A 26,396-nucleotide genomic window follows, 5' to 3' on the forward strand; every position below is an offset into this window, starting at 1 on the left:
GGGGGACGCCCCGCGACGACCGCGGTGTCCGCCGGAAGCGACGCCGACGTACGCGGCGAGTCGACGGCGGATTTCGAGTTCACGCCGATGCGAGCCCAGCCGGTGCGGCCATACCGTGCGGTGGAATCGGGCGGATGGCAGCCCGGCCACGTCGAGACGAGGCACACCAGGCGGGAAACCAGTAGAAGCACAGCGGCCGATCTACCGTGGAAATTGATCGTGACCTTGTCGGCGATCGGACTGGTGAGGCCACTGCTGAGCATGTTCGGAGTGCTCGACGCACTCGGCAAACCGTGGAGCCCGGTGGCCGTCACCGTGGTGCTCGCCGTGGTGTGGGTGGCCACTGTGGTCGCCGCACGGGTGAGCGAGCCGGTGGCCACGCTGGCATTGGCAGGTGTCGGATACGGGGTGTTGGCGCTACTGCTCAACATCGTCGGCGCCGCTACCACCGACGCGGAAGTGGCGCCCCCGATCGGGCTTGCCGCGATGATTCTCGGCAACGGGGTCTACGGCGCCGTGCTCGGTCTGGTCGCGTTGGGTCTGCTGCGCCTGCGGGAGCGAGCACGAGGATGACGACGTCGCTCACTCGGGCGACAGCCTTCGGCCTGCGGCCGTACCTGGGGTCGGTGAGTAGCGGAAGCGCAGCCGCCACCGCTTAATCGATACCACCCGAATGGAGTACAACCGGATAGGTATAGTGCACGGTCATCGAGCGTCCGGCCCCCTGGAAACCGATGACATGAGCGTCTCGCTTCCTCACGACAGCTCCCCGACCGAGGAGAAGGCTTCCCGTGGCAGCGGCCACCGGGAGTCGGCTCTGCTTGCCCACAAATGGATGCATCTGCTCAGCAGGCGTGGCTACCTCCAGCTCGCCCGCGGCGAACTGGAGCGCGAACTGCTCGATACCGTCGAACGGCTGTTCCAGATCGTGCTCGCCGACCCGTTCGAGGCAGGGCCGGCCGCCGCTGTCGGCGCGCGACTGGCCGAATCGCAGTGTGTCGACACCGACAACCTGAGCCGATCGGTGGAGTTTCTCGGCAAAGCTCTACTGCACAGCCCACGGCTACGTGGTACGGACCAGCCCGCCGACCGGGTGCTACCCGCCCTCGCGGCGCTCATGTCGGGCTACGGCGACCGGCAGCGCCTGCTCAACCAGCGACGGCAGGAAGAGCTGAACCAGGCGCTGCTGAAGGTGGCCTGGGAGGCGAGGAGAAAGCAGCAGCTCAGCGAGTCCACGCTGGACGAGTCGTTCGCCAACTCGGCGTGCGGGCTGGCGCTCACCGAACTCGACGGCCGGTTCCTGCGCGTCAACGAGGCGCTGGCGTGGACGCTCAACCGCACCACCACCGAGTTCGCGGGTCGCACGCTGTTCGAGGTCGTGCACCCCGACGATGCCGCAGAACTGCGCGAGGCCTACCAGGAACTGCTCGACGGCAGGCTTCCCCGGTTGTGGCGGGAGTGCAGACTCGTACTGGAGGAGAACGAGACTGTCCGCGCCTCGCTCACCGCGTCGCTGGTGTTCGATGTGGACGGTAAGCCGAGGTACCTGGTCACCGCGGTACAGGACGACTCCGAGATCGACCTGCTGCAGAACCAGCTCAGCCACCAGTCGCTGCACGACCCGCTGACCGGTCTGCCCAACAGGCAGTACCTCAGCACCCACATCGAGCGATGTCTGCGGCGAGCCGGAGCCGAAACGGGCGTCACGTTGTTCCACATCGGGTTGGACAGCTTCCCCGCCGTGGCCAACGGGTTGGGCTCGGCCGTGGCCGACCGGCTGGTGGCCAGTGTCGCGGAACGGCTGTCCGCCGCGATGGCGGGTGAGAACGCGATGGTGGCCCGTATCGGCTGCGGCGAGTTCGGCATTCTGGTGGAGAACACCCCCGTCACTCCGGACGTGGCGACGATGGTGGAGCGGATCAAGGAGCAACTCGGCGAGCCGCAGTACCTGGACGGCAGCAATGGCCTGGCTGCGCCGGTCAGTATCGGTGTGGTGCACAGGCCGTCCAGAGACACCGCGCCCGCCGAACTCATGCGCGCCGCCGACCGGACCCTGCGCCGTGCCAGGCGTGGCGGTCGCGGTCAGTGGCAGTTGCTCGACGAGCAGCAGGATGCCCGCGACCGGCAGTCCTTCAGCCTCGCGGCCTCGATGCCGGGCGCGTGGGAAACCGGCGAGGTGGACCTGGCCTTCCAGCCGCTGGTCAACCTGGCGGACGGCACCGCGGTCGGCATCGAAGCCTCGTTGAACTGGACTCATGCCGAGCTGGGCACACTGCCGCACGACAGGTGCGTGGAACTGGCCGAGCAGACCGGGCTGATGCTTCCCCTTGGCCAGTGGCTGTTACGGCAAGCCTGTGAGGAAGTGGCCGCCAGGCACGGCGAGCCTGCGCTGCTGCTGAGCGCGCGGCTCACGCGGCACCAGGCGGCCGACCCCGATCTGGTAGCCGGAGTCCGCCGGACGCTGGATGTCACCGGCCTGCCCGCCGCCCGGCTGCGGCTCGGCTTTCCCAGCATCGCGCTGGCGGGCGGTCGCGGTGACGCCGTGGACAACCTCAAGGTGCTCGCCGAACTCGGGGTCGAGGTGGCCCTGCTCGGCTTCGGCTCGCTCGCCGACCTCGCGCTGCTGCGGGACCTGCCGCTCAACGCGGTCACCGTGGCGGCGTCACTGGTTCCAGCGGAGGGGGAACCGGCCGACGAGGAGGAGGGCGCCGAGCAGGCACTCACCGCGCTGCTCGAGGCCGCGCACCGGGCGGGCGCAAGTGTGCTCGTAGACGGGGTGCGAACGAGGCGGCAGGCGGGGCGCTGGCGCCTGTTCCACGCCGATGTGGCACTCGGCCCGCTGTACACCGAGGTCCCCGACGCCTACCGCACATCGGCCGCCCGGGCGGCCGACGCCGCGGCGGTGTCGCGCTGAGTTCCAGGTCCACACGGTCACCTCGACCCGGTGCCCGTCGAACCAGCCCACGAACCGGCAACGCTGTCGACCGCGACAAGCGCAGAACTCGCGGGCGAGAGCGGGGGACTCGCGGGCGAGAGCGGGGGACTCGCGGGCGAGAGCGGGGGACTCGCGGGCGAGAGCGGGGGACTCGCGTCAGGTGCGGGTGAGTCGCAGCCGCCACGCCTGCGGCCCGCGCTCCAGGTACTCCACGTCGACCCGGCCCGCCGCTCGTTCGTCGAGTTGGCGCAGCAGCGGCAGCGGATCGTGCGGTGCGACGAGCACCAGCGAGCCGCCCGTCCCGATCGCGTCGAACGCACCGAACACGGTGGCATGCCTGATCGCGTGAGGTACGGCGCGCACGTCAAGCTCCGGGGTGCCGCTGTCGGATTCGCCACACCCGCAGGAGCCGTGGCCGTGGCCGTGATCCGACGGCGTACTTTCGGTCTGTTCGGCTCCACCGAGCAGCTCGTGCATCCCTTCGAGCACAGTGGACAGCGAAACCGCTGGGTCCTGCGCCAGCACGGGAAGCAGCAGTTCGTTCTCCTTCAACAGGTGGACCTCGAACAGCGCGCGCAGCGCCCGGATCGCCGCCGCGGCGCGCACCGGCTGCTCCGCGGCGGAAAGCTCGTCGACCAGTCCCTTGATCGAGTTGTGTTCGGCGATCATGCCGTCGACCAGCCTCGCCTCGCGCGACCTCGCGGCCGGGTACAGCAGGCGCTCCTCGGCGGCGGCGTGCGGCAGCAGTTCCTCGGTGCAGAACCTCACCGCTGACCGGTGCGCCTGCTCGAACCGCTCACCTTCGGCACTTTCGGCCGCACCGACGAGGGCTGTGGTCAGCGCGCCAAGTCGCCCGGCAAGCTCCGCATGATGCTGCTCGACGGCCTCGACCGCCTCGGCGTCCTGCGGGCTCGAAGCCACGACGACATCGCTTGTGGTTGCCACGGCACGATCCTTCCTCTGTGGAGCACGTTCCCCTTTTTCTACACCCATCTCCGTGTTTATTCAATCGCAGGGGTGGACCCACCCCGAGCCGATTAACTACAGTGGTAGCCGTGGAAAACTCGGAGCGGATGGGGCCGTCACCGGTGCGTGCACGGCCGGACAGCAGGCCGATGTCCGGCCAGCGCGGCACCGTCCTCGAACACCTGCAGCGACGCGCCGAACCCACCACCATCGCCGTTCTCGCAGGCGAGCTGGACGCGCACCCCAACACAGTTCGCGAACACCTCGACGCCCTCGTCGAGACCGGGCTCGCCGTGCGGGAACGCGCACGCAGCGGCGGCAGGGGCAGGCCCGCGTGGACCTACTCCGCAGCACCCGACCGGGCGGAGCCCGACCCTCGCGTGCGCGAGTACGCGGGACTGGCCACCGCGCTGGCCGCGCACCTCACGCGCACCAGCGCACGACCCGCCGAGGAGGCACTGGAGGCCGGGCGGGCGTGGGGCAGGGAGCTGGCCACCGAACGCGACGACGACTCCGGCTCGCAGGCCTCGCCCGCACGAGGTCGCCGCCGCGTGCTGGACCTGCTCGACGAACTGGGCTTCGACCCCAAGGCCGACGCGAGGGCGACCACGGCCGCACTGCGGCGTTGCCCGCTGCTCGACGCGGCAACGCGATACCCCGAGGTCGTCTGCCAGGTGCACCTGGGGATCGTGCGAGGCGCGATGGAAGTCTTCGGCGGCGACGAGGAAAGGACGGCGCTGCTGCCGTTCTCCGAGCCCGGCGCCTGCAGATTGCGGCTGATGACCCGTGACTGACTCCCGGGTGCTTTCCACCGCGCTGCTGCTCGGCGGCGGGATCGCACTGCTGCTGGGACTCGACGCCGCACTGCTGCTGCTGGAACTGCCCGCCCCGCTGCGCTGGTCCCGATTGGCCGAGGTACACGGCATGTTGCTGGTGCTCTCGTTCGTCGGCACCCTCGTCGCGCTCGAACGCGCCATCGCGCTCGGGAGGTGGTGGGGTCTGCTGGCCCCCGCCTTCCTCGGCGCGGGCGGTGTCGTGCTGATCTCTCCCGCGCCACGGTGGCTCGGCGGGTTGTCACTGGTGCTCGGAACGGCGGTCCTCGTCGCAAGCTACCTCCCACTGTGGAGGCGGCAACTGGCGCTGCCGGTGCTGGTTCAGGCCGGTGGCGCCGTGCTGGCCTTCGGTGCGGCGTTGCTGTGGCTCGGCGGGGTCGAGGTCCCCGCGTTGCTGCCATGGCCGGCGGGCTTTCTGGTGCTCACGATCGTGGGTGAGCGGATGGAACTGGCACGGGTCGCCGTACGTGCCGCCCGCGTCGAGGTGACGGGCGTTGCGCTGTGCGCGCTCGCCGCGGCGGGCGCGCTCGCCTCACTGTTGTGGGCCGGGCCCGGACACGCACTGTTCGGCGCGGCACTGCTCGGCCTCGCGGGCTGGCTTGCGCGTCACGACGTCGCGAGGCACACCGTGCGTGCGAGTGGGCTCGCCCGGTTCACGGCCACCTGGCTGCTCGCGGGCTACGCCTGGCTGGCTGTGGCGGGCGCGATCTGGTTGCTCGCCCCGGACTGGGCGACCGGCCGCACGTACGACGCGGTGGTGCACGCGGTGTTCCTCGGCTTCGTGATGTCGATGGTGTTCGCGCACGCGCCGATCATCCTGCCCGCGGTGCTGCGTCGGCCACTGCCGTACCGTCCGGTGCTGCACCTGCCCGCGGTGTTGCTGCACGGCTCGTTGCTGCTGCGCGTGCTGCTGGGCGACCTGCGAGAGCAGGACTGGGCATGGCGGGCGGGCGGCGCAGGGAACATCGTCGCTGTGCTGCTGTTCGTCGTCGTGGCGGCCGCATCGGTACTCACCAGCAGGGCGAACACCACACAGCCCGCGGTGAGGCGACCATGAGCCGGACGTCCTGGCACCTGCGCACGGGGGGCGTCGTCGCCGCGTGGCTGGCTGCCGTGGTGTTGGTGGCGCTGATACACCGGTTCCTGCCGGTGTCCGGCTGGCTGCTGGTGCACCTGCTGGGACTCGGCGCCGCGGGCAACGCGATCCTGATCTGGTCCTGGCATTTCGCCACCGCCCTGCTGAAACTGCCCGACGACGTCATGCGACGTGGCCAGGGGAGTCGGCTGGGCGTCTTCAACGCGGGCGCCGTAGCGGTGGTGGCCGGTGTCGTCGCGGGCAACTGGCCGGTGGTGCTGGCCGGCGGCGCTGCCGTGGCCGCCGTGGCCTGCTGGCACGCGATCGCGTTGCTGCGCAGGATGCGCGCCGCGCTGCCGTCCAGGTTCGGGGCCACCGTGCGCTTCTACATCGCCGCGGGCGCCGCACTCCCCGTGGGTGTGACGCTGGGTGTGCTGATGGCACGCGGCGGGCTCACCGCCGAGGCCCACGCCCGGGTAGTCGTGGCGCACGCGGTGCTCAACCTGCTCGGTTGGATCGGGCTCACCGTCGTGGGCACCCTGGTGACGCTGTGGCCGACGATGCTGCGTACCCGCATCGCCGAAGGATCGCAGCGAACGGCCACGCGGATGTTGTGGGTACTCGTCGCCGGGCTCGTGGTCGCCGCGGGCGGCGCGCTCGCCGGTTCGGGTGTGCTCGCGGCCGCGGGTCTGCTGCTCTACCTGGGCGGCCTGGTGGCGATGGCGGTCCCGCACGTCGAGGAGGTGCGGCGCAAAGCGCCGGTGGAGTTCTCCACGGCTTCCGTGCTCGCCGGGGTCACCTGGCTTGCGGGCTCGCTGGTGTGGCTGGCCGCCGTGCTCGCCACGACGCGCGACGGCTCAGCGGTGGCGGAGCACGTCGACTCCCTCACCACGCCGCTGCTGGCCGGGTTCGCCGCGCAGGTACTGCTCGGCGCGCTCACCTACCTGGTGCCCGTGGTGCTTGGAGGCGGGCCCACGACGGTGCGGGCCACCTCATCGACGCTGGAAACGGCGGGCCCGGCACGCGTCGCGGCCACCAACGCGGGCCTGCTGCTGTACGTGCTGCCGGTACCGAGCCTGGTGCGGGTGCTGGTGTCGGTCGTCGTACTCGTCGCGATGGCGTCCTTCCTGCCGCTGCTGGTCCGTGCCGTACTGGTGGCGCGCGCGAGGCGGGACGAACCTGCCCGCCCCGCGGGCCCGCCACCACGGGTGCCCTCGCGGAGAAGGGCCGGTGTCGCGGCGGTGGGTCTGTCGGCGGTGATGCTCGCGGCCGCGGGCGGCGTGGCTCTCGATCCGGCTGCGGCGGGCGTGGCGCAGGGCCCTCCAGCCAACGGCGGCGTGGCCGCCACCGGGCAGACCACCACGGTGCAGGTCCGGATCGAGGGAATGCGTTTCGTCCCCGGTGTGGTGGAGGTTCCCTCGGGCAACCGGCTCGTGGTGGTGCTGCGCAACACCGGGGACAACACCCACGACCTCGTGTTGGAGTCGCTCGCCCGCACTCCGAGAATCCGACCGGGCGAGCAGGCCACGCTGGACGCCGGTGTGGTCGGCCGTGACCTCGAGGGCTGGTGTTCGGTCGCCGGACACCGGCAACTGGGCATGGTGTTGAACGTCAACGTGGTCGGTGGCGAAGGACAGTCGTCGGATCACGACACGGGACACCTCGCCGACCCCGCCGCCGACGATGCCACCGACCGTGCCGCCGATGCCGACGGTGCCGCGGCGGACCCTGCGCGAACGCCGGATCTGGCAGCCGTGCCCGGCCCCGGGTTCACCGCCCGTGATCCCAGGTTGCCGCCCTCACCAGACGCGGACCTGCACGAGCTGACGCTGCGGGTACGCGAGGTGGAGCGCGAGGTCACTCCCGGTTTCACGCAGCGACTGTGGACGTTCAACGGCACCGCGCCGGGACCGACACTGCGCGGCAAGGTCGGCGACGTCTTCGACATCACCCTGGTCAACGACGGGTCGATGGGTCACTCCATCGACTTCCATGCGGGCGCGCTCGCTCCCGACCGTCCGATGCGGACGATCCAGCCCGGGCAGTCGCTGACGTACCGGTTCACCGCCACCAGGGCCGGGGTCTGGCTTTACCACTGCTCGACGATGCCGATGTCGTTGCACATCGCCAACGGCATGTTCGGCGCGGTGATCATCGACCCGCCCGGGCTGCCCGCCGTGGACAGGGAGTACGTGCTCGTGCAGTCGCAGCTGTATCTCGGGCGGCGCGGCGACGTCGCCGACGCGGACAAGCTGGCGGCGCGGCAGCCCGACCTCGTGGTGTTCAACGGCTACGCCAACCAGTACGACCACGATCCGCTGCGGGCGAAGGTGGGCGAGCGGGTGCGGTTGTGGGTGCTCGCCGCGGGACCGCAAAGTGGCACCGCATTCCACGTCGTGGGCGGTCAGTTCGACACCGTCTGGAAGGAAGGCGGCTACCTGCTACGGGCCGGGCCGGGGGGCGATACCGGTGCGCAGGTACTCGACCTCGCCCCCGCCCAGGGCGGGTTCGTCGAGCTGACCTTCCCGCAGGCCGGGCATTACCCGTTCGTCACGCACGCAATGGTGGACGCCGAGCGCGGCGCGCACGGGGTGGTACAGGTCGACCAACGCCTGCGCTGACCCCTCCAGCCCGCGAGTCCCCCGCTCCCGCCCGCGAGTCCCCCGCTCCCGCCCGCGAGTCCCCCGCTCCCGCCCGCGAGTTCCCCACTCCCGTCCCGCGAGTTCTGCATTCGGGCCACCACATCCCCGACCGCGCGATCCCGGGCAGGTGAACCAAGCGTGATTCGGCGAGCGCGGCCGCCCCTGTTCGGGCACGCTCACCTCGGGGGCTGCTATCGCAACGAGCGTCGCGCAACGGAGCTCCAGTGACCGATCGCGCTGCACTGGTTCGACGAGCGATCCGAGCGGCCCGCGTTCGCGACGGCCGGATCCGGCTCCTCGAGGAAACGGGGCGGACTACAGAACCGGAAGTGGGTACCTGGATTCCAGTCCGCACCGGCCGGCGGAAGCGACGGAGGGGTCGCAGGCCGAAGGGAGAGGGGCACGATGGAGTCGGACAAGGATTTCCTCGACAGGCTCGACCAAGAGGTGCAGAAGGCGCACGTGGCGATCGCCGAACTGCACGACCGGGCGATAACGACGATGCGCCGCAAATGGGACCAGGACGAAGCCGAAACCGACGCCGACGAACAGCGCCGCGACCCGGAGTGAGAATCCGGCAGGGAGCGGCTACCACGTCCGGCAGAACCAGTCGGCAACCCCCGCACGGCCGTGGCCGCGCCTCGGGAGTCGAAAGCGTGGCCGGGCGCCGTTTGCGGACCCGGCTGCGTTCGTCGGCGGCCCGCAGGTATCGCCGCCCGCAGCTGACGTAAGGCCGAAGGTGGCGGGCCATGGGGAGCGTGGCCGGGAATTGGCACGTCAGGTGAACACGCGTGGGTCAGCCGCGCCCTCGCAACCGCAGCCGGACACGCGGCTCCCGAAAACTGACTTCGACCTTGCCCGCCGCGCCCTCGCGAGCGCGGCCGGGTATCACCCTGTCGGGCGCCAAGGCAGCTTCGTAACGTATGCAGTCAAGCACCCAGAGCAGTATTGTGGCTCCAATGTGACCGAATTGTTGTGGTGCAGCTCAAATCCTATGGATTAGCTGCGCTCACTGACGCATAGTCACCATGCCCCCGACCCGGGCGTGCGTCATCCCCCGACTTCGGCGCACGCCCCTGACCGTCATTGGAGCCACACATGGGTGTGCGCATTCCGCTGTCCCGAGGCGCGCCTGTCGCGTTGCTGATCATCATCGCTCTTGTCGGTGCGCTCGGGAACACTCTCGCCGCAGGCGCCCAGGACACCCTCGCTGACGACATCGCGGCCGCAGAAGCCGAACTCAGCGCGGCACAGGCAGAGCTGGCGAGCACCTACCAGAAGTTCACCGCGGCGCAACAGCGACAGCAGCAAGCGACCAAGGCCGCCGCCGACGCGCGGGCCAAGGCCGACACCGCCCGCGCCGAATCCGAAGCCGCGGCCGAGCGAGTACGGCAGTTGCAGCACAAGGTCGACAAGTTCGCCTCGGCCAGCTACCGGCAGGGCAGCACCGTCGGCTCGGTCACCGCCTACCTCGGCTCGGAAAGCCCCACCGACATGCTGGCGAGGGCCTCGCTGCTGAACGCGATCGGCAGCGAGCAACTCGACGTACTGGACGGCATGCGCAAGGCGATGAACGAGCGGGCCGCCGCCGACAAGGAGGCACAGGCGGCGCTGCGGCGCGCCACCGACAACGAGGCGGCAGCGGCAAAGGCCAAGTCCGATGCCGAGGCCGCGCACCGTGACGCGGTGGCGCAGAAGGACAGCGCGCAGGGCGCCATCGACACGCTGCTCGCCAAGAAGGCAGCGCTGCAGGCGCAGGCCGCACAGGTCACGCAGGCCGGTGCCCCCGCGCCCGCTGCCCCCGCGCCCGCAGGCGCGCCCTCGGTCGGTTCCTCCGGCGTGGTGCTGCCCGCCCAGGGGACCCTGACCTCCACCTACGGGTTCAGGTGGGGAACGGTGCACTACGGCATCGACATCGCCAACAGCATCGGCACGCCGATCCTTTCCACCATGGCCGGTGAGGTGATCTCCTCCGGCCCTGCAAGTGGCTTCGGCCTGTGGGTGCGGGTGCGGCACGACAACGGGCTGATCACCGTCTACGGCCACATCAACGAGTCACTGGTGTCCGTCGGGCAGCGCGTCGGCGCGGGTCAGCAGATCGCCACGATGGGCAATCGGGGCCAGTCCACCGGCCCGCACCTGCATTTCGAGGTGCACGAGAACGGCAACAAGATCGACCCGCTCGTCTGGCTTCGCAGCCACGGCGTGTCCATCTGAGCCGAGGAGTGGCGTCGTGCCCGTGGTCGTCAGCTCGGGACTGCCACGGGCACGGCGTACTCCGCCAACCGCGACGGTAGCTCGTCCTGCGTTTCCGCCGTCCGCAGTGCGGGCGCGTCCAGCAGCCCCACCCGCTCACCCTGCATCACCCGCTTGGCGAACCGCGCCACCTCACCGGGCTCCGGCAGGATGTCCGCGCCGAGGTAGTCCTGCACGAGCAGGTCCTCGCCACAGTGGGCCTCCACCGCGACGGCCCAGCCGTTCTCCTCGTCCCAGATCAACGCCACGTCCCTGCCGGGGAACCACGCAAGACTGCCCTCGACAGCCAGGTACGCGTTGGCCGGTGGCTCCAGTTGCACACAGGAACAGTCGCCGACCAGCTCGAGTGCCTCGCGCACCAGGCGCACGTAGCGCCGCAGTCCCTGCGCGGGAGCACCGTGAAACTCCAGATCCATCTTTCGTCACCGCCGCTGTACGGCCCCGGGTCCGAGCTGCTCTCCTGCCCTGTTTCCACCCGACGCGGTCGAAACGTTACGTCGATAGGGGCAACCCACAAGGGGCCGAAAGGCCCCAACAATATCTGCATCGGTCAGTGAAGATTGAATCAAGAAGACGTTGAAGATACTCTTGATCGTTGGATGTAGGCACTGCGGCACCCGGCGCAGGGAGGAGTGAGCGAGAATGGCGCTGGACAGGGTCTGGATTCGCACGCTCGGTGACGGGTTGATCCGGGCCGATCAGGTTATCGGCATCAGTACGCACCGCACGCCCGCCCTTTCCGGCAAACCCGGCAGGTGGTTGCTCACCGCCGCCCTGGGGATGCCCGCGGGTAGCGGTTCCTCGGAGGGGTGGGACCTGACGAACCTGCATCGCACGCTCGCTCAGGCCGACGCGGAGCCCAAACACGCTCCCGAGGCACTCGCCCAGGTACTCGCGAGGTTCACCACATCAAGCACCGCGGGCATCCTCATCCCGGTCGTCTGCGACTCGGCGCGCGGCGAGGTGCGCTTCGACTTCACACCCTTCGACGGCGGGAACGGCAATGGCAACGGGGTCCCGCTCACCAAGGTCATCACCCGCGACTCGGTCGGGGTGTGAGCTGACGGCGCAGGGGCCCGTCGAACCGATCGCGACGGTTCGACGGGCCCCTGCCGCAGGTGTGCTCAGCGGAAGCCGCGCAGCCGCAGGCTGTTGCTGACCACGAACACCGAGGAGAACGCCATCGCTGCCCCGGCGATCATCGGGTTGAGCAACCCCGCGGCCGCCAGTGGTAGCGCCGCGACGTTGTAGGCGAACGCCCAGAACAGGTTGCCCTTGATCGTGCGCAGGGTGCGCCGGGCGAGCCGGATGGCGTCGGCAGCGGCACGCAGGTCGCCGCGAACCAGCGTCAGGTCGCTGGCCTCGATGGCGACATCGGTGCCGGTGCCCATGGCCAGTCCCAGATCGGCCTGTGCGAGCGCACCCGCGTCGTTGATGCCGTCTCCGACCATCGCGACCACCTTGCCCTCACCCTGCAGCCGCTTGATCACCTCGACCTTGTCCTGTGGCAACACCTCTGCCACCACCTCGGAGATCCCGACCTCGGCCGCGACCGACCTGGCGACGGTTTCGTTGTCGCCGGTGAGCAACACCGGGGTCAGACCGAGTTCGCGCAGCCGCGCGATCGCCTCCGCGGACGTGGGCTTCACGGTGTCGGCCACGGCCAGCACCGCGCGAGCAGCACCGTCCCAACCCACGGCCACGGCGGTACGTCCCCGCGCCTCCTCCTCTGCCTTCGCCTCGGCCAGTTCGGCGGGCAGCCGCAGGCTCCACTGCTCGAGCAAGCCGGTCCGGCCCGCGATCACCGCGTGACCGTCGACCACACCCTGCACGCCGAGCCCTTCGGTGTTGCTGAACTCCTCCACCTCACCCAGGCCGCCGAGCCGCTCCCTGGCGCCGTCGGCGATGGCCCGCGCTATCGGGTGTTCCGAGGCGTTCTCCAGCGTCCCTGCCAGCCGAAGCGCCGTTTCCTCGTCGGTGCCCTCCGCGACGTGGACCCCGACCAGCGCCATCCGACCGGTGGTGACGGTGCCGGTCTTGTCCAGCACGACGGTGTCGATGCGCCGGGTGGATTCCAGCACCTCCGGCCCCTTGATCAGGATGCCGAGCTGTGCGCCCCTGCCGGTACCCACGAGCAGTGCCGTGGGGGTGGCGAGGCCTAGCGCGCACGGGCAGGCGATGATCAACACGGCGACCGCCGCGGTGAACGCCGCCGAGGCACCGACCCCGGCCCCGAGCCAGAAGGCCAGCGTGCCGACGGCCAGTGCTATGACGATCGGCACGAAGACCGCGGAGATCCGGTCAGCCAGCCGCTGCACCTCCGCCTTACCCGTCTGCGCCTGCTCGACCAGCTTGGCCATCTGTGCCAGTTGCGTGTCGGAGCCGATCCTGGTGGCACGCACCACCAGACGCCCACCCGCGTTGACGGTGGCCCCCACGACCTGGTCGCCGGAGGAGACCTCTACCGGTACCGACTCGCCGGTGAGCATGCTGGCGTCCACCGCCGAGCTGCCCTCCTCGACCACACCGTCGGTGGCGATCTTCTCGCCCGGCCGCACGAGGAACCGGTCGCCGACAGCCAACCGGTCGACGGGGACGCGTTCCTCCTTGCCGTCGCGCAGCAGCGTGACGTCCTTCGCGCCCAGTTCGAGCAACGCACGCAGCGCCGCGCCCGCGCGTCGCTTGGACCGCGCCTCGAAGTAGCGTCCGGCGAGGATGAACATGGTCACCCCGGCGGCCACCTCGAGATAGATGTTGGCCTCGCCGCTGGATCGCTCGATGGTCAGTTCGAACGCGTGCGTCATGCCGGGCATCCCCGCGCTGCCGAACAGCAGCGCGTACAGCGACCACAACAACGCCGCGAGCGTGCCCATCGAGATGAGCGTGTCCATCGTGGCCGAGCCGTGTCGCAGGTTCGTCCACGCGGCCTTGTGGAAGGGCCACGCCGCCCACACCACGACGGGTGCCGCCAGCGTGAGCGAGATCCACTGCCAGTAGGTGAACTGCAGCGCCGGGATCATCGCCAGCAGGATCACCGGTACCGCGAGCACCACCGAGCCGATCAGCCGCTGCCGCAACGAGCGCAGCTCGTCGTGCTCACCCGGCTCCGCGTCGGCCGCTGCCTCGGCCCGCCGCTCGGCGGGTGTCGCCGGCAGCGCCGCCGAGTAACCGGCGGCCTCGATCTCCTCGATGAGCCTGTCCGGTTGTGTGCCCTCGGGGTAGCTGACAGTGGCCTTCTCGGTGGCGTAGTTGACGGTGGCGCTGACGCCGTCGAGCTTGTTGAGCTTGCGCTCGATGCGCATGGCGCAGGAAGCGCACGTCATGCCGCTGATGGCCAGTTCGATCTCGTGCTCGGCCGCGCCTGGCACCTGCTCGACTCGCGAGGTATCCGATGTCATCGAGCGCCTCCTTCCACCGTGGGCCCCGCGGTGCGCGCAGGCGCGGCGGTGGCCGGTAACGAGAACCCGGCTGTTGTGCCCTCGGAGAACGTCGTGCCGGTGGGCGGGAGGTGATATCCGCCCCTGGGTGACGTCGATCCGCCGGGCTGGTTGGGTCGTTCGCTCTCCGCGACGGTGCCGCTGTGAGTGTCCCCGTGCACGGCTTCCTCCGCACCGTGCGCGCCGGTGGCACCGGCGAAGGGACCGACAGCGGTGCCGATCGCCCAGCCGCCGACCGCGACCAGGGCGAGCGCCACACCGTAGGCGGAGAGTCTCCCCGCTGTATTCATTTCTCTCCTTCAGGAGTTCACGCGCTGAGTTGGTAACCGGCCTCTTCGACCGCGGTGCGCACGTCGTCGACACCGACCTCGCCGGTGCTGCTGACCTTGACGCGGCCGCTTTCCAGGTCCACCGAAACGTCGGTCACGCCCTCGATGGCACCGACCTCCTCGGTGACCGACCGGACGCAGTGCTCGCAGGTCATGCCCGTCACCGTGTACGTTGCCTCTGCCACGAAAACCTCCTCGTCAACTTGTGAACCGCTCAGGAGCGGACGAGCCTCGCGATCGCCTCGCTGGCCTCCCGGACCTTCGACTCGGCCGTCTCGCCGCCCTCGGCGATGGCCTGGGCGACGCAGTGCTTGAGGTGCTCGTCCATCAAGCCCAGCGACACCGATTGCAGCGCCTTCGTCGCGGCCGAGATCTGGGTGAGCACGTCGATGCAGTACTCGTCGTTCTCGACCATTCGCTGCAGGCCCCGGACCTGCCCCTCGATGCGACGCAGCCGCTTGAGGAAGGAATCCTTGTCCCCGGTGTATCCCCGCATGGCTTGTCTCCCTTACTTGTGTAGCCAGCGCCATTTATACCCGTGGGGGGTAGGGGTGTCAAATGGCGACTTGCCGCTCGAATGTGACCGAGACCATGCTCGCGGTCTCGGCCCGCACCATGGTCCTCACCCCGCGTCACACCGCGAGACCGTACAGTTGTCCTATGACCGGCACGGAACCTTCTCCCGATCTCGAGCGGCCGAGCGCGGGTCGCGTCTACGACTACCTGCTCGGTGGTACGAACAACTACGCGATCGATCGGGAGTTCGCCGAGCGGCAACTGCAACTGATGCCCGATATCCGTACCGGAGCACTCGCCAACAGGGCCTTCCTCGGGCGCGCGGTGCGCTACGCGACCGAGCAGGGCATCCGGCAGTTCGTGGACATCGGCAGCGGCCTGCCGACACAGGGCAACGTGCACGAGGTGGCCGACGAGGTCGCACCCGGCGAGTCGAAGGTCATCTACGTCGACAACGAGCCCATCGCGCACGCCCATGCACGCATCCTGCTCGAGGAATCCGCGGACCCCGATCGGCACCACGCCATCCACGGCGACTTCTTCGACGGCCCGCAACTGTGGAAACGAGTACTCGCCGAAGGACTGCTCGACCCGCAGCAGCCGATCTGCCTGCTCGCCGTCGCGCTGCTGCATTTCATGACACCGGATCAGCACCCCGAGACACCGCTTGCCCACTTTCGCGACCAGTTGCCGCCCGGCAGCCTGCTGGTGATCTCCCACGGCAGTGTCGACCCGGCCGACGAAGCCGGTATGGCCGCGATGCAGCGCGTCTCGCGCAACTACTCCACGCAGTCGACCAACCGGGGCCAGTTGCGAACGCGCGAGGAGATCGCCGAGTTCTTCGGCGATTTCGAACTCGTCGAGCCCGGCCTGGTCTGGCTGCCGCAGTGGCGTCCCGACTCGGCTGTACCCGAGCGCCCCGAGCACAGCAGGCTGCTGTGCGGGGTGGGCAGGAAGGTCCGCTGAGCGCACGCACCCGGCGAGCGGCTCAGCCCTTCAGTTGCAGCCGTCGCTTGAGCAGGTGCGTCACCGGTGGCAGTGCCGCCATGCGCAGCGGCAGGTCACGCAACCACAACCGCACCGGGTCCGCGGGCGCGTACAGCCCCTTCACCCTGCGGCCGAGTTGCTGTTTTCGCTCGGCCTCGGGACGCAACCGCTGCTCCCACGACGACAGCGCACCGCGCACGTCGTCGCCGTGCCGCTCCAGCGCCTCACCGAGCAGGTCGGCGCCCGCCACGGCGAGCGAGGAGCCGAAGCCCGCGAACAGCGTGACGCACCACGCCGCGTCCCCGATCAGCACCACCCTGCCCCTGCTCCACCTGTCGACGATTCGCTGGCTGATCGCGTCGAAGTAGACGGAGTCTGCCTCGGACAGCTGAGCGAGCACCTCGGGTGCGACCCATCGCATGTTCGCGTAGGCCCTCGGCAACGCCCTCGACGCCCCGTCGGCGAGTTCGGCGTCGGGGCGATCGGTGCGGTAGCCGAAGAACGCGGCGCAGCGCCCGTCGCCGACATGCACGATCGCCAACGTTCGACCTCCGACGGTGAGCGACGAGGTGGCGTCCTCGGCGACGCCGCCAGGCAGGCCTTCCATCATGAAGACGCCCACCATGTGGCCGAGGTCGCGCCGGAACTTCTCCTCGCGGCCGAACACGAGTTCGCGAGTTGCCGAGTGCAGACCGTCCGCGCCGACCAGCAGGTCGGCCTCGACCACCGTGCCGTCGCTCAACGTCACCTTTACCGCCTCGTCGTCCTGCTCCACGGCCCGCGGTGTGGTGGAGAAGCGGATCTCGACCCGCTCGCGCACGGCTTCGTACAGCACCCGCTCGATGTCTCCCCTGAGGATGTTCAGCGACCGCTCGCCCTGCAGCGCACGCACGGTGTCGCGCGGAATCCTGAACCGCGTGCTGCCGTCCGGTTTGACGTAGACCAGATCGGTGGCGGGGATGGCACGGTCACGCAAGCCGGCAAGGATGCCCATGCGCTCGGCGGCGTCGTAGCCGATTCCGGAGAACACCACCGCATACCCACTGTCGCGCAACGAAGGCGCGCGTTCGACGACGAGCGGTTCCCAGCCCGCGTCGCGCAGCCGCAGCGCGGTGGACAGCCCCGCGATACCCGCCCCGATCACGATCGCCTTGCCGGTCATCACAGTTCCTCCTGTTTCGAGGTCAGGCCTGCCGCGACCAGGTCGATCAGCAGGTCAGCGACAGCGGGGTAGTGCTCGCCGAGTTCGTCCTCGTGAGCGGGCAGCAGCAGCACCGCCCGGAGCACGCCGACGATCACTGCCGGGTCGGCGTCGATCAGCGCACCCTCGGCACGGTGTCGCTCGACGAAGTCGTCGAGCGCGGTGACCGGGTTGTCCTCCAGCGCGCTCATCCGGTGCGGATCAAGCCTGCGGGCCACCGCCCGCAGTTCCTCGGGGTGAGTCATGAGCCTTCGGTAGAGCGGGTTGGTCGACAGTTCCTCGATGGTCGCCCGCAGGAACAGCCGCAGGCTGTCGCGGGCGTCGGCGCCGCGCAGTAAGGCGCCGTCGACCACCCGGCTCTTGACCTGCTTCTGTTGCCGCAGCAGCAACTCCAGGTACAGCGCTTCCTTGGAATCGAAGAACAGGTAGAAGCTGCTCTTGGCGATCCCGGCCGGACGCACCAGGTCCTCGATCGAGGTCTTGCGCAAACCCTGGGTCGTGAACGCCCGCAGCCCCGTGTCGAGCAGCAGTTCGCTGATGCGCGCCTTCTCCTGCGCCGTGAACGCCGAAGGCATCCGATCACCCTGTCCAGACTCTGTGAACGATCTGTTCTTTTGTTTTCACACTAGCACGAAGAACCGCCCCCGTGTTCGGCCGCCGAGGCCGGGCACGGGGGCGGTACGGGTCGGGTCAGGCCAGGTTCGCGTACACGATGACGTTGTCCTCGTAGCTGTGCTCGGCGCGGTCGAACACACCACCACAGGTGATCAGCCGCAGTTGCGGCTTGTCGGTGTTGCCGTAGACGGCCTCGGTGGGGAACTCCTCCTTCGGAACCTGCAAGGAGTGGTCCACGACGAACCGCAACCGCTTGCCGTCGCTGCGCTCCACCAGAATCTCGTCACCTGCCGCCAGTTCGTGCAGCCGGTTGAAGATGCCGGGCTCACCGCCACCGTCCACGTGGCCGAGCACGATCGCGGGGCCGGTCTCCCCCGGCACCGGGGAAAGCCGGTACCAGGCGGCCTGCATCGGATTCTCGGCTGGGGGAACAGCGATCTCACCCTTGGTGTTGACCGCGACCGCCAGCAACGACGAGTCCGCCCCGATCTTGGGAATGCTGACCTTGGTCGGCCTGAGCTTGTCGTAGGGCTTCGTCACCGGCACCGATGTCGGGGCCGACTGTTCGGCCGCGGGTGCGGGCTGCTCCGAAGACCCACACCCGGCCGATGTCAGGGCCAGCAGCAGGGCGGCCACAACCGTGCCGCCCCGCCGCAACAGGCGCCGTTTCGAGCGCGGGACCATCAAGTTCAGCCCCGTGCCGTGCCGCCGAAGCCGGTCTCGACGCCACCCTGCGGCGCGAACTCGACCTGCGCGTCCCCGCCGTTCTCCTGCTGCCACTCACCGGCGTCGTCAGAGCCCGGCACCGGGGCCACCGGAGCACCGCCGCCGGGGGCCTCACCGCCGCCAGGGGATTCGCCGCCGCACTCCCAGTAGCCGACGACCTCGCCGCTCTTGAAGGTCAGGCCGTCGCGCAACTGCACGAGATACAGCCAGTACCGGCCGTCCACCTCGTCCTGGTGCGGGCCTTCGAGGACCTCGAAGTCCGGGGACTCGAGGTGCTTGGGCTGCCCCGCGGCACACGCGATGATCAGCAGTCCGATGCCGTTGTCGGGATCGAGGTCGATGCCGTGTGCGACGTCGTCGACGTAGGGCGGCTCCTCCACACCCGGGTCGGGCTCGCCGGTGGGGGACGGCGCGGTGGTGGTCGTGGTCTCGTCGCCGGAGTCCGGAGGCGATGACGGCTCCGATTCCGGAACGCTCGGCGAAGAGGGGGACGGTTCCGATGACGGCGACGCCGACGGCGACTCCTCCGACGCGGGAATCGACGGCGAGGCAGGCGATTCCGGCGACGACTCCGGGGACGACACGGTGGTCGTGGCCGCGTCGGAAGGGTTGCTCTCGGTCTGCGCCATCGCGGGCGCGGCGACAGCCGTGAGGATCAAAGCGTTGGCGAATAGCGCGCCCGCCAACCGGCGCATTGGATACCGCAAGGTCCAGCTCCCACAGTAAGCACGGGGTACTCGCTGATCGAGTACGGGATCGCCACCATGATCGGGTGACCCCGCGATCCTGCCCGACGACGCCGAGTAAGGAAACCGAAAGGAATGTGAGAAGAATCAGCCGAAGGTCGGCTAACAATGACCACCACCGGAACGACGTCCGTTCCGACACGCTCGCGCGATAAAGCTATCATAACAAAACCGTGGCGAAATAACCGCCGATTGATTCCAGGGATTCTTCTTCGCGGCGGACATTAACCGACCGGGAGGTTTTCTCGTTACCGCTTGCCGCCCGGGGTCGGCACGAGGAGGCAGTGCCGAGCCTGCTGACGGTCATGCGGACCGGGCTCACACCGGCAGCCGGCCACGAGCTTCACACCAAGTCATGGCAGCTGGACAATCACCTCTGACCGCTGGGCACACCGGCTGCGGTACTAGGATCGCCGGGTGAGTTCGTCCGAACCGCTGCGGGTGCTGAAAGAGGTCTTCGGTTACGACTCGTTCCGCGACGGCCAACGCGAGATCGTCGACCACGTCACCTCCGGCGGAGACGCCCTCGTGCTGATGCCGACCGGCGGTGGAAAGTCGCTGTGCTACCAGATCCCCGCGCTGGTGCGCGATGGCGTCGGGGTCGTGGTCTCTCCGTTGATCGCGCTGATGCAGGACCAGGTCGACGCGCTGCGCCACGCGGGTGTGCGCGCGGGCTTTCTCAACTCCACCCAGGACGGCGACCAACGGCGCACGGTAGAGGCGCAGTTCCTCGCGGGCGAGTTGGACCTGCTTTACCTGGCGCCGGAGCGGCTGCGGCTGGACAGCACCTACCGGCTGCTCGATCGCGGAACGGTTTCGCTGTTCGCCATCGACGAAGCGCACTGCGTGTCGCAGTGGGGGCACGATTTCCGCCCGGACTACCTCGCGCTGTCGCAGCTGCACGAACGCTGGCCCGAAGTACCACGCATCGCGCTCACCGCGACAGCGACCAGGCAGACCCACGACGAGATCGCCACCCGGCTCGGGCTGGAAGCAGCCAAGCACTTCGTGGCGAGTTTCGACCGGCCCAACATCCAGTACCGCATCGTCGCGAAACGGGAACCACGCGCCCAATTGCTCGAACTGCTTCGCACCGAGCATTCGGGCGACTGTGGAATCGTCTACTGCGCCACCCGCAGGTCGGTGGAGGACACGGCGGAGTTCCTGACGCGCAACGCGATCACGGCGCTGCCCTACCACGCCGGATTGGACTCGACCACTCGCGCGCGGCACCAGGCTCGCTTCCTGCGCGAGGACGGGCTCGTCATGGTGGCCACGATCGCCTTCGGTATGGGGATCGACAAGCCCGACGTCCGCTTCGTTGCGCACCTGGACCTGCCCAAGTCGATCGAGAGTTACTACCAGGAAACCGGAAGGGCAGGTCGCGACGGGTTGCCCTCCACCGCTTGGCTGGCCTACGGGCTGCAGGACGTGGTGCAGCAGCGAAAGCTCATCGACGGCTCGGACGGCGACGCCGCGCACCGGCGAAGGCTGGCCACGCACCTCGACGCGATGCTCGCGCTGTGCGAGACGGTCGAGTGTCGCCGGGCGCGACTGCTTGCCTACTTCGGGCAGGAAAGCGGTCGGTGCGGCAACTGCGACACCTGCCTGTCCCCTCCCCGGTCCTGGGACGGCACCGTCGCCGCGCAGAAGCTGCTGTCCACCGTGGTACGGCTTCGCAGGGAGCGCGGGCAGCAGTTCGGCGCCGGTCAACTCATCGACATCCTCCGTGGCAAGAAGACGGCCAAGATTGTCCAGCACGGTCACGACAGTCTTTCGGTGTTCGGCGTGGGCACCGACCTCGACGAGTCGCAGTGGCGCGCGGTGGTGCGGCAGTTGCTGGCGGCGGGCCTGCTCGCGGTGAAGGGCGAGTACGGCACACTCGTCACCACGGAGGCCAGCGACGAGGTGCTGTACCGAGGCCGGACCGTGCGGCTGCGGGCCGAACCCGAACGGCAGGTGCGCTCGGGCGGGAAACGCGCGGACAAGGTGACCGCTCTCAGCGAGGACGACGCGCCCGTGTTCGAGCGGCTGCGGGCATGGCGTGCGGCGACGGCCAAGGAACAGGGCGTGCCCGCCTATGTCATCTTCCACGACGCGACGCTACGGGAGATCGCCACACGCAGGCCCGCCTCGCTACCCGAACTCGGCTCGGTGAGCGGGGTCGGCCAGAGCAAACTCAGCAAGTACGGCGAGCACGTGCTCCGCGCGATCAACCCTTAGCACCCCGCCCTGCGCGGCGGCGCTTCACCAACACGACGATCGCGGTCACCACCACGATCAGGCCGAGCACGAGCCAGCCACCGAACCCGACGGCGTCCTCGAGCTCGCGTACGGCGGTTCCCGCCGCGAACCCGAGGCTGATGTGCAGGGCACACCACGCCGATGCCCCCACGATCACGGCGGGCAGGAAGACTCTCGGCGGCAATCCCGAGGCACCCGCCGCGGCGGGCAGCAGCGTTCGCAACACCGGAACGAAGATGGCGAACAGCACCGCGAGGGCGCCCCTGCGCCGCAGCGCCGAGGTGGCTCGGTCCCACGCGTCGGCACCGTAGCGTCGCACCGCCTTGGTGCGGCGCAACCTCGGTCCGAATCTCCTGCCCAGCAGGTATCCCACCGTGTCTCCCGCGACAGCCGACACCGTCGTCACCGACCACATGAGCAGGAACGACGGCGCCCCCGTGACCGTGGTACCGAGGATCAACAGGGCCGTCTCGCCGGGAGCGATGAAGCCGAGCCCGAGCGTGCACTCTCCGAAAACGAGCACGCCCGCTGCCGCGAGCAAGCCTGCCTGCGGCAGGCTTCGCAGCCAGTCGAGCAGATCGGTGACCAATGTGAATGACCTTTCAATGCCCGAGAAATCGGCCGACGTTCACTCCATCGAAGCATCCAAGAAACGGGAAAACCAACGCAAAGCATCCGACTCGCACACCGATTACGGTTTCCGACATAGCTTGATCGTGTAAAAGTCACTCAACGTGACCACAACCACCTCGCATAATCCCTGGTCGACGCCAACGCGGCTCGGCACGCCGAACAACGCCATGATTCCACGGGATCACCCTTTTTAGTGAAGCGACACGTCCGCTCAGCCGCGCGTGCGAACCGGATTCACCCTTATAGTTTCTGGCGCGGTTGCGGTTGATCAAACGACCCGCAGCACCCTAATCGTCAACACAAGCCGATAAGGAATGAGCAACGTGTTCAAAAAAACCGCATTTGTCGCGACAACCGCGGCCGGACTGCTGATGCTCGGCTCCCCCGCCTTCGCCTGGGAAGGCGACGACATCGAGGTCAACGAGTACCACAGCAACGACACCTACACCGCGCAGTACGGCCTCATCAACGTCAACAACGTGCTCAACGACAACAACATCGGCATCTGCGACAACAACGTCGGCGCGCAGATCGGCGACCTGCTCAACGGCGTCAGCGTCCCGGTCCTGTCCCCCGACGCGAACAGTGCGGGCTTCAACATCACCGAGAAGACCTGTGTCGCGGAGGCGGAGCAGACCGAGTACTGATCCGAACCAGCACCTCGCACTCCCTGGAACGCGCGGGTGGGAGCCGGTCACGGCACCCACCCGCGCAGGTGTGTCTACCGAGCGTGCTCACCGAGCGCGGCGAGCATCGGCTCGGCCAACTCCGGACGGCAGATCAGCAGGTCTGGAAGGTAGGGGTCCGGCGAGTTGTAACGGAGCGCGGAACCGTCGATGCGGCAGGCGCGCAGCCCCGCGGCCAGCACCACACCCACGGGCGCGGCCGAGTCCCACTCGTACTGCCCACCGGCGTGCAGGTAGGCATGGGCCTCGCCACGTAGCACCGCCATCGCCTTCGCGCCTGCGGAACCCATGGGCACCAACTCCGCGTCCACGGACCCGGCTACCGCCTCGGCGAACGCGGGTGGCCGGGTGTCGCTGACCAGTATCCGCGTTCGCCCAGGTCCCGGGCTCTGCGCGACGACATCGTCGCTGGCGTAGACCCGGGCAAGGTCGGGCTGAGCGACCGCCGCGGCGGTGATGCCCTTACCTGCCTCCCACAAGGCGACGTGCACCGCCCAGTCCGGCCGCCGGCCGAGACCGAACTCCCTCGTCCCGTCGAGCGGGTCGATGATCCAGACCCGGTCCGCCTCGAGACGCGCGGAGGAGTCGGCCGACTCCTCGGTCAGCACGGCGTCGCCCGGCCGCTCCTGCGCGAGCCGCCGCAACAGCAGCTCGTTCGACAGCGAGTCGCCGCGCTTGCCGAGTTCCTTCGGGCCGAGGTCGGCCGAGTCCGAACGTAGCTCGTGCAGCAGTTCGCCTGCCTGCTGCGCCAGCGTCGCCGCCAGTCGTGCGTCAGTTGTCACCGTCCTAGCAAAGCAAGTCCGGCCAGCGGCCCCGCCCCCGGGTAGCCACCGCACCAGAAAACTGAAACAAGTTCTTGCAACGGGAAGCGAGCGCGGCCAAGCTTGGGCCCATGGATCTCACCTCGCTGGAACAGATCAAGCGACTCAAGTACCGGTACCTGCGCTGCGTGGACCTCAAACGCTGGGACGAGTTGTCCGAGGTGTTCACCACCGACGCGACCGCGTGTTACGGAACTTCCGCCTACGGCGAGCCGCTGAGTTTCACCGGACGCGACGCCATCCTCGGCTTCCTGCGGGACAAGCTCAGCCCCGCCATCATCACCACGCACTTCGCCTCCCAGCCGGAGATCGACATCGACGGTGACACCGCCACCGGCACGTGGTGTTTCCAGGACACCGTGATCGCGACGGAATACCGCACGGTGATCACGGGAGCCGCGTTCTACGAGGACCGCTACCGGCGCTGCTCCGACGGCGCGTGGCGGATCGAGCACACCGGTTACAAGCGCACCTACGAGGCGATGCTGTCGCTCGACGACCTGCCCAGCTTCCGGCTGACCACACCTTTGACCACTGAGTAGAACCGGTTCTAGTATCCGGTTCGACCGGCCCTTCGGTCCATTCCACAGGGAGCAGCTGATGAGTGTGGGCACCGTGCGCGAACTGCACGCCTCCGCCACGAAGATCACCGGGCTGGACGACTTCGGTGAGGACGACTACACCGACGGCCTGGAAGTGCTGCTGGAGTCGTACGAGCGCGAGGCGGGGCTCACCGAGGTCGGCGCCAGGATGAAGCGCTCGTTCCTGCGTGGTGCCCTTGTGGCTCGCCTGCTCAGCGAGCAGGCGTGGCGAAGTCGTCCCGAGCACGCCACGGTGCCGATCGAGCGGCCGATCTTCGTGACGGGGCTGCCGCGCACCGGAACGACCGCGTTGCACCGGTTGCTCACGGCCGACCCGGCACACCAAGGTCTCGAGGTCTGGCTGACGGAGGTGCCGCAACCGCGCCCTCCGCGCGACACCTGGGCGGACAATCCGGTGTTCCAGCGGATCCAGGCGGGCTACGAACGCTTTCACGTGCAGCGCCCCGAGTTCATGGGCGTGCATGCCATGTCGGCCGACATGGTCGAGGAGTGCTGGCAGTTGCTGCGGCAGTCGATGCGCTCGGTTTCCTACGAGTGCCTCGCACACCTGCCGACCTACTCCGACTGGCTCGCCAAGCAGAACTGGACCCCGGCCTACCGCAGGCACAAGCGCAACCTGCAATTGATCGGCCTGCCCGACCGCGACCGCCGCTGGGTGCTCAAGAACCCCAGCCACCTGTTCGCACTGGACGCGCTCCTGTCGGTGTACCCGGATGCACTGGTGATCCAGACCCACCGGCAGCCGAGCGTGGCGATCGCGTCGGTGTGCAGTCTCAACGCACAGGCGTCGGCGCAGTGGTCCACGGTCTACCAGGGCGAGGTGGTCGGCCGCGACCAGCTCGAACTGTGGGCTCGCGGGCTGCGGACGTTCACCGCCGAACGCGCGAAGCACGACCAGAGCCGGTTCTACGACGTGGCCTACGACGACTTCGTCGCCGACCCGATCGGCACCGTGGAACGGATATACGCCCATTTCGACCTGCCGCTGACCGAAACGGCCACGGCAGCGATGCGCGCGATGCACGAGCAGAGCTCCAGCGGCGCCAGCAAGCCGGCGCACACCTACGCCCTCGCCGACTTCGGCCTCACCGAACAGCAGGTCAACGAGCGCTTCGCGTGCTGAGCCCCGCGAGTCCCCCGCTCCTGCCCACGAACTCTGCGCTCCTGCCCGCGAGTTCTGCGCTCCTGCCCGCGAGTTCTGCGCTCCCACCCGCGAGTTCTGCGCTCCCGCCCGCGAACTGTGCATTCACGGTCGCGGACCGACAGCGCACTCGCGAGCCAGCACCCGCAGGAACTCGGCGGTGAGCGGATCGGGGGCGGATCGCGTGTACGCGGCCAGCGTGCGCCGCACCGACGGCCTCGGCCGCAACACCCTGCCCTCGAACCGCGGCGCGACGATGTTGGCCGGTACGAGGGCAGGCCCGAGTCCGGACGCCGCGAGCACCGGCACCGCCGCGCTCTGCTCGGTGCGAACCGAGACGCGGGGCCGAAACCCCGCGGCCGCACAGGCCTGGTCGACGATGTCGGCGAGGCCGTTGCCGGGCGCGTAGTGCACCCACGCACTGCCTGCCAACTCGGCGAGCTCGACCTCCCCCGACTCGCCCGCCTCGAAATCCGGCGGCACCACAACGACGAACTCCTCCACCCCCAGCGTCCGCACCGTGCCCTCCCAGTCCGACGGTTGCGGGCCCACTGCCACATCGGCCTGTCCCTGTGCCATGCCCTCGCGCAACTCGTCGGCGTGCCTGTACTCGTGGAGTCTGATATGGACAGAAGGGTAGTCCTGGCTCCAGCGACGCAGCGCCGGCGGTAGCACGCCGAGACTCATGGAGTACACCGTCGCCAGTTCCAGTTCGGCCCGTTCGAGGCCGAACGCCTGGCGCGCGGCGCAACTCGCCCGCCGCGCGTCCGCGAGGGCCGCCCGCGCGTGCGGCAACATCGCGCGCCCCATCGGCGTCAGCCGCACCGCTCGCGGTAGCCGTTCGAGCAGCGGACCTCCCACCGACCGTTCCAGCACGCGGACCTGGTGTGACAGCGCGGGCTGAGTCACGTGCAGCACCTCCGCCGCTCGCGTGAACGACCCCTGTTCGGCGATGGCCACCAGGTACTCCAGTTGCCGCAGACTTGCCATGAGTGAATCTTATCA

General features: G+C 69.0%; 25 protein-coding genes and 1 pseudogene. 13 read left to right on the forward strand and 13 right to left on the reverse strand.

Annotated elements, in window-relative coordinates; translation table 11 throughout:
* Window positions 1-24 precede the first annotated feature (24 nt).
* Window positions 25-573, forward strand: a complete 549-nt coding sequence (locus SACMADRAFT_RS29380) for a hypothetical protein (RefSeq protein ID WP_083840978.1) — start codon at window positions 25-27, stop codon at window positions 571-573.
* 166 nt (window positions 574-739) lie between these two features.
* Window positions 740-2,914 carry an EAL domain-containing protein gene (locus SACMADRAFT_RS22870; protein ID WP_009156225.1) on the forward strand — a complete coding sequence of 725 codons (2,175 nt, stop codon included), beginning with the start codon at window positions 740-742 and terminating at the stop codon, window positions 2,912-2,914.
* Window positions 2,915-3,091: 177 nt separating this feature from the next.
* On the opposite strand, the gene SACMADRAFT_RS22875 is transcribed toward SACMADRAFT_RS22870, so the two are convergent.
* Window positions 3,092-3,880, reverse strand: a complete 789-nt coding sequence (locus tag SACMADRAFT_RS22875; RefSeq protein WP_009156226.1) for a DUF2249 domain-containing protein — start codon at window positions 3,878-3,880, stop codon at window positions 3,092-3,094.
* A gap of 110 nt (window positions 3,881-3,990) precedes the next feature.
* Between SACMADRAFT_RS22875 and SACMADRAFT_RS22880 the strand changes: the two genes are divergently transcribed.
* From SACMADRAFT_RS22880 to SACMADRAFT_RS22895, 5 genes are all read left to right on the forward strand, one after another.
* Window positions 3,991-4,695, forward strand: a complete 705-nt coding sequence (locus SACMADRAFT_RS22880) for a helix-turn-helix transcriptional regulator (protein ID WP_198285890.1) — start codon at window positions 3,991-3,993, stop codon at window positions 4,693-4,695.
* Complete coding sequence (locus tag SACMADRAFT_RS22885; protein WP_009156228.1) at window positions 4,688-5,791, forward strand: hypothetical protein; 1,104 nt, start codon at window positions 4,688-4,690, stop codon at window positions 5,789-5,791. The genes SACMADRAFT_RS22880 and SACMADRAFT_RS22885 overlap by 8 nt, the downstream gene beginning before the upstream one ends.
* A complete protein-coding gene (locus SACMADRAFT_RS31055) occupies window positions 5,788-8,430 on the forward strand; it encodes a multicopper oxidase domain-containing protein (protein ID WP_009156229.1) in 2,643 nt (880 codons plus the stop codon). The genes SACMADRAFT_RS22885 and SACMADRAFT_RS31055 overlap by 4 nt, the downstream gene beginning before the upstream one ends.
* A gap of 426 nt (window positions 8,431-8,856) precedes the next feature.
* Window positions 8,857-9,021, forward strand: coding sequence for a hypothetical protein (locus tag SACMADRAFT_RS30135; protein ID WP_009156230.1), 165 nt, complete (start codon window positions 8,857-8,859; stop codon window positions 9,019-9,021).
* Between the two features lie 528 nt (window positions 9,022-9,549).
* A complete protein-coding gene (locus SACMADRAFT_RS22895; RefSeq protein ID WP_009156231.1) occupies window positions 9,550-10,668 on the forward strand; it encodes a peptidoglycan DD-metalloendopeptidase family protein in 1,119 nt (372 codons plus the stop codon).
* Window positions 10,669-10,697: 29 nt separating this feature from the next.
* Here the strand turns inward: SACMADRAFT_RS22895 and SACMADRAFT_RS22900 are convergent, their stop codons facing one another.
* Window positions 10,698-11,123 carry a DUF6292 family protein gene (locus SACMADRAFT_RS22900; RefSeq protein ID WP_009156232.1) on the reverse strand — a complete coding sequence of 142 codons (426 nt, stop codon included), beginning with the start codon at window positions 11,121-11,123 and terminating at the stop codon, window positions 10,698-10,700.
* A gap of 226 nt (window positions 11,124-11,349) precedes the next feature.
* On the opposite strand from SACMADRAFT_RS22900, the gene SACMADRAFT_RS22905 reads away from it, so the two are divergent.
* The gene (locus SACMADRAFT_RS22905) at window positions 11,350-11,766 is read left to right on the forward strand and encodes a hypothetical protein (RefSeq protein WP_009156233.1); all 417 of its coding nucleotides are present in this window, start codon (window positions 11,350-11,352) and stop codon (window positions 11,764-11,766) included.
* 65 nt (window positions 11,767-11,831) lie between these two features.
* Here SACMADRAFT_RS22905 and SACMADRAFT_RS22910 read toward each other — a convergent pair whose 3' ends face one another.
* From SACMADRAFT_RS22910 to SACMADRAFT_RS22925, 4 genes and pseudogenes are all read right to left on the reverse strand, one after another.
* A complete protein-coding gene (locus SACMADRAFT_RS22910; protein WP_009156234.1) occupies window positions 11,832-14,105 on the reverse strand; it encodes a heavy metal translocating P-type ATPase in 2,274 nt (757 codons plus the stop codon).
* A gap of 59 nt (window positions 14,106-14,164) precedes the next feature.
* A pseudogene (locus SACMADRAFT_RS22915) lies at window positions 14,165-14,434 on the reverse strand (hypothetical protein); the annotation flags it as partial.
* A 17-nt stretch (window positions 14,435-14,451) separates the two neighbouring features.
* Window positions 14,452-14,658: a heavy-metal-associated domain-containing protein gene (locus SACMADRAFT_RS22920; RefSeq protein ID WP_009156236.1), complete on the reverse strand. Its 207-nt coding sequence runs from the start codon at window positions 14,656-14,658 to the stop codon at window positions 14,452-14,454.
* Between the two features lie 29 nt (window positions 14,659-14,687).
* Complete coding sequence (locus tag SACMADRAFT_RS22925; protein ID WP_009156237.1) at window positions 14,688-14,969, reverse strand: metal-sensitive transcriptional regulator; 282 nt, start codon at window positions 14,967-14,969, stop codon at window positions 14,688-14,690.
* A gap of 164 nt (window positions 14,970-15,133) precedes the next feature.
* Here SACMADRAFT_RS22925 and SACMADRAFT_RS22930 point away from each other — a divergent pair, with 164 nt between their 5' ends.
* On the forward strand, window positions 15,134-15,955 hold the full coding sequence (locus SACMADRAFT_RS22930) for an SAM-dependent methyltransferase (protein ID WP_040925848.1): 822 nt from the start codon (window positions 15,134-15,136) through the stop codon (window positions 15,953-15,955).
* A 22-nt stretch (window positions 15,956-15,977) separates the two neighbouring features.
* Here the strand turns inward: SACMADRAFT_RS22930 and SACMADRAFT_RS22935 are convergent, their stop codons facing one another.
* The 4 genes from SACMADRAFT_RS22935 to SACMADRAFT_RS29390 form a co-directional block, all read right to left on the reverse strand.
* A complete protein-coding gene (locus SACMADRAFT_RS22935; RefSeq protein WP_009156239.1) occupies window positions 15,978-17,138 on the reverse strand; it encodes an FAD-dependent oxidoreductase in 1,161 nt (386 codons plus the stop codon).
* The gene (locus tag SACMADRAFT_RS22940) at window positions 17,138-17,752 is read right to left on the reverse strand and encodes a TetR/AcrR family transcriptional regulator (protein WP_009156240.1); all 615 of its coding nucleotides are present in this window, start codon (window positions 17,750-17,752) and stop codon (window positions 17,138-17,140) included. Before SACMADRAFT_RS22940 ends, SACMADRAFT_RS22935 begins: the two co-directional genes overlap by 1 nt.
* A gap of 115 nt (window positions 17,753-17,867) precedes the next feature.
* The gene (locus tag SACMADRAFT_RS22945) at window positions 17,868-18,476 is read right to left on the reverse strand and encodes a class F sortase (protein ID WP_009156241.1); all 609 of its coding nucleotides are present in this window, start codon (window positions 18,474-18,476) and stop codon (window positions 17,868-17,870) included.
* 5 nt (window positions 18,477-18,481) lie between these two features.
* Window positions 18,482-19,225: a hypothetical protein gene (locus tag SACMADRAFT_RS29390; protein ID WP_232285457.1), complete on the reverse strand. Its 744-nt coding sequence runs from the start codon at window positions 19,223-19,225 to the stop codon at window positions 18,482-18,484.
* 456 nt (window positions 19,226-19,681) lie between these two features.
* On the opposite strand from SACMADRAFT_RS29390, the gene recQ reads away from it, so the two are divergent.
* The gene (gene recQ / locus SACMADRAFT_RS22955; RefSeq protein WP_009156243.1) at window positions 19,682-21,487 is read left to right on the forward strand and encodes a DNA helicase RecQ; all 1,806 of its coding nucleotides are present in this window, start codon (window positions 19,682-19,684) and stop codon (window positions 21,485-21,487) included.
* Here recQ and SACMADRAFT_RS22960 read toward each other — a convergent pair.
* The gene (locus SACMADRAFT_RS22960) at window positions 21,477-22,097 is read right to left on the reverse strand and encodes a DedA family protein (protein WP_009156244.1); all 621 of its coding nucleotides are present in this window, start codon (window positions 22,095-22,097) and stop codon (window positions 21,477-21,479) included. The genes recQ and SACMADRAFT_RS22960 overlap by 11 nt on opposite strands.
* 367 nt (window positions 22,098-22,464) lie before the next feature.
* On the opposite strand from SACMADRAFT_RS22960, the gene SACMADRAFT_RS22965 reads away from it, so the two are divergent.
* Window positions 22,465-22,788, forward strand: a complete 324-nt coding sequence (locus SACMADRAFT_RS22965) for a hypothetical protein (protein WP_009156245.1) — start codon at window positions 22,465-22,467, stop codon at window positions 22,786-22,788.
* A gap of 74 nt (window positions 22,789-22,862) precedes the next feature.
* Here SACMADRAFT_RS22965 and SACMADRAFT_RS22970 read toward each other — a convergent pair whose 3' ends face one another.
* The gene (locus tag SACMADRAFT_RS22970; RefSeq protein WP_009156246.1) at window positions 22,863-23,609 is read right to left on the reverse strand and encodes a 3'(2'),5'-bisphosphate nucleotidase CysQ; all 747 of its coding nucleotides are present in this window, start codon (window positions 23,607-23,609) and stop codon (window positions 22,863-22,865) included.
* Window positions 23,610-23,719: 110 nt separating this feature from the next.
* Between SACMADRAFT_RS22970 and SACMADRAFT_RS22975 the strand changes: the two genes are divergently transcribed.
* Both SACMADRAFT_RS22975 and SACMADRAFT_RS22980 read left to right on the forward strand, forming a co-directional pair.
* Window positions 23,720-24,190 (forward strand): nuclear transport factor 2 family protein, encoded by a 471-nt coding sequence (locus SACMADRAFT_RS22975; RefSeq protein WP_009156247.1) that lies wholly within the window; start codon window positions 23,720-23,722, stop codon window positions 24,188-24,190.
* A gap of 58 nt (window positions 24,191-24,248) precedes the next feature.
* Window positions 24,249-25,373: a sulfotransferase family protein gene (locus SACMADRAFT_RS22980; protein ID WP_009156248.1), complete on the forward strand. Its 1,125-nt coding sequence runs from the start codon at window positions 24,249-24,251 to the stop codon at window positions 25,371-25,373.
* Between the two features lie 123 nt (window positions 25,374-25,496).
* Here SACMADRAFT_RS22980 and SACMADRAFT_RS22985 read toward each other — a convergent pair whose 3' ends face one another.
* The gene (locus tag SACMADRAFT_RS22985) at window positions 25,497-26,381 is read right to left on the reverse strand and encodes a LysR family transcriptional regulator (protein WP_009156249.1); all 885 of its coding nucleotides are present in this window, start codon (window positions 26,379-26,381) and stop codon (window positions 25,497-25,499) included.
* Window positions 26,382-26,396: the final 15 nt, after the last annotated feature.

It is taken from the genome of Saccharomonospora marina XMU15, assembly GCF_000244955.1.
GTDB classification, from domain to species: domain Bacteria; phylum Actinomycetota; class Actinomycetes; order Mycobacteriales; family Pseudonocardiaceae; genus Saccharomonospora_A; species Saccharomonospora_A marina.

Bases quoted from the DNA above. Each gene is read 5' to 3' on its own strand.
- SACMADRAFT_RS22870 (WP_009156225.1), top strand. From the start codon at position 740: ATGAGCGTCTCGCTTCCTCACGACAGCTCCCCGACCGAGGAGAAGGCT.
- SACMADRAFT_RS31055 (WP_009156229.1), top strand. From the start codon at position 5,788: ATGAGCCGGACGTCCTGGCACCTGCGCACGGGGGGCGTCGTCGCCGCG.
- SACMADRAFT_RS30135 (WP_009156230.1), top strand. From the start codon at position 8,857: ATGGAGTCGGACAAGGATTTCCTCGACAGGCTCGACCAAGAGGTGCAG.
- SACMADRAFT_RS22895 (WP_009156231.1), top strand. From the start codon at position 9,550: ATGGGTGTGCGCATTCCGCTGTCCCGAGGCGCGCCTGTCGCGTTGCTG.
- SACMADRAFT_RS22900 (WP_009156232.1), bottom strand. From the start codon at position 11,123: ATGGATCTGGAGTTTCACGGTGCTCCCGCGCAGGGACTGCGGCGCTAC.
- SACMADRAFT_RS22905 (WP_009156233.1), top strand. From the start codon at position 11,350: ATGGCGCTGGACAGGGTCTGGATTCGCACGCTCGGTGACGGGTTGATC.
- SACMADRAFT_RS22910 (WP_009156234.1), bottom strand. From the start codon at position 14,105: ATGACATCGGATACCTCGCGAGTCGAGCAGGTGCCAGGCGCGGCCGAG.
- SACMADRAFT_RS22925 (WP_009156237.1), bottom strand. From the start codon at position 14,969: ATGCGGGGATACACCGGGGACAAGGATTCCTTCCTCAAGCGGCTGCGT.
- SACMADRAFT_RS22930 (WP_040925848.1), top strand. From the start codon at position 15,134: ATGACCGGCACGGAACCTTCTCCCGATCTCGAGCGGCCGAGCGCGGGT.
- SACMADRAFT_RS22935 (WP_009156239.1), bottom strand. From the start codon at position 17,138: ATGACCGGCAAGGCGATCGTGATCGGGGCGGGTATCGCGGGGCTGTCC.
- SACMADRAFT_RS22940 (WP_009156240.1), bottom strand. From the start codon at position 17,752: ATGCCTTCGGCGTTCACGGCGCAGGAGAAGGCGCGCATCAGCGAACTG.
- SACMADRAFT_RS22945 (WP_009156241.1), bottom strand. From the start codon at position 18,476: ATGGTCCCGCGCTCGAAACGGCGCCTGTTGCGGCGGGGCGGCACGGTT.
- SACMADRAFT_RS22975 (WP_009156247.1), top strand. From the start codon at position 23,720: ATGGATCTCACCTCGCTGGAACAGATCAAGCGACTCAAGTACCGGTAC.
- SACMADRAFT_RS22980 (WP_009156248.1), top strand. From the start codon at position 24,249: ATGAGTGTGGGCACCGTGCGCGAACTGCACGCCTCCGCCACGAAGATC.
- SACMADRAFT_RS22985 (WP_009156249.1), bottom strand. From the start codon at position 26,381: ATGGCAAGTCTGCGGCAACTGGAGTACCTGGTGGCCATCGCCGAACAG.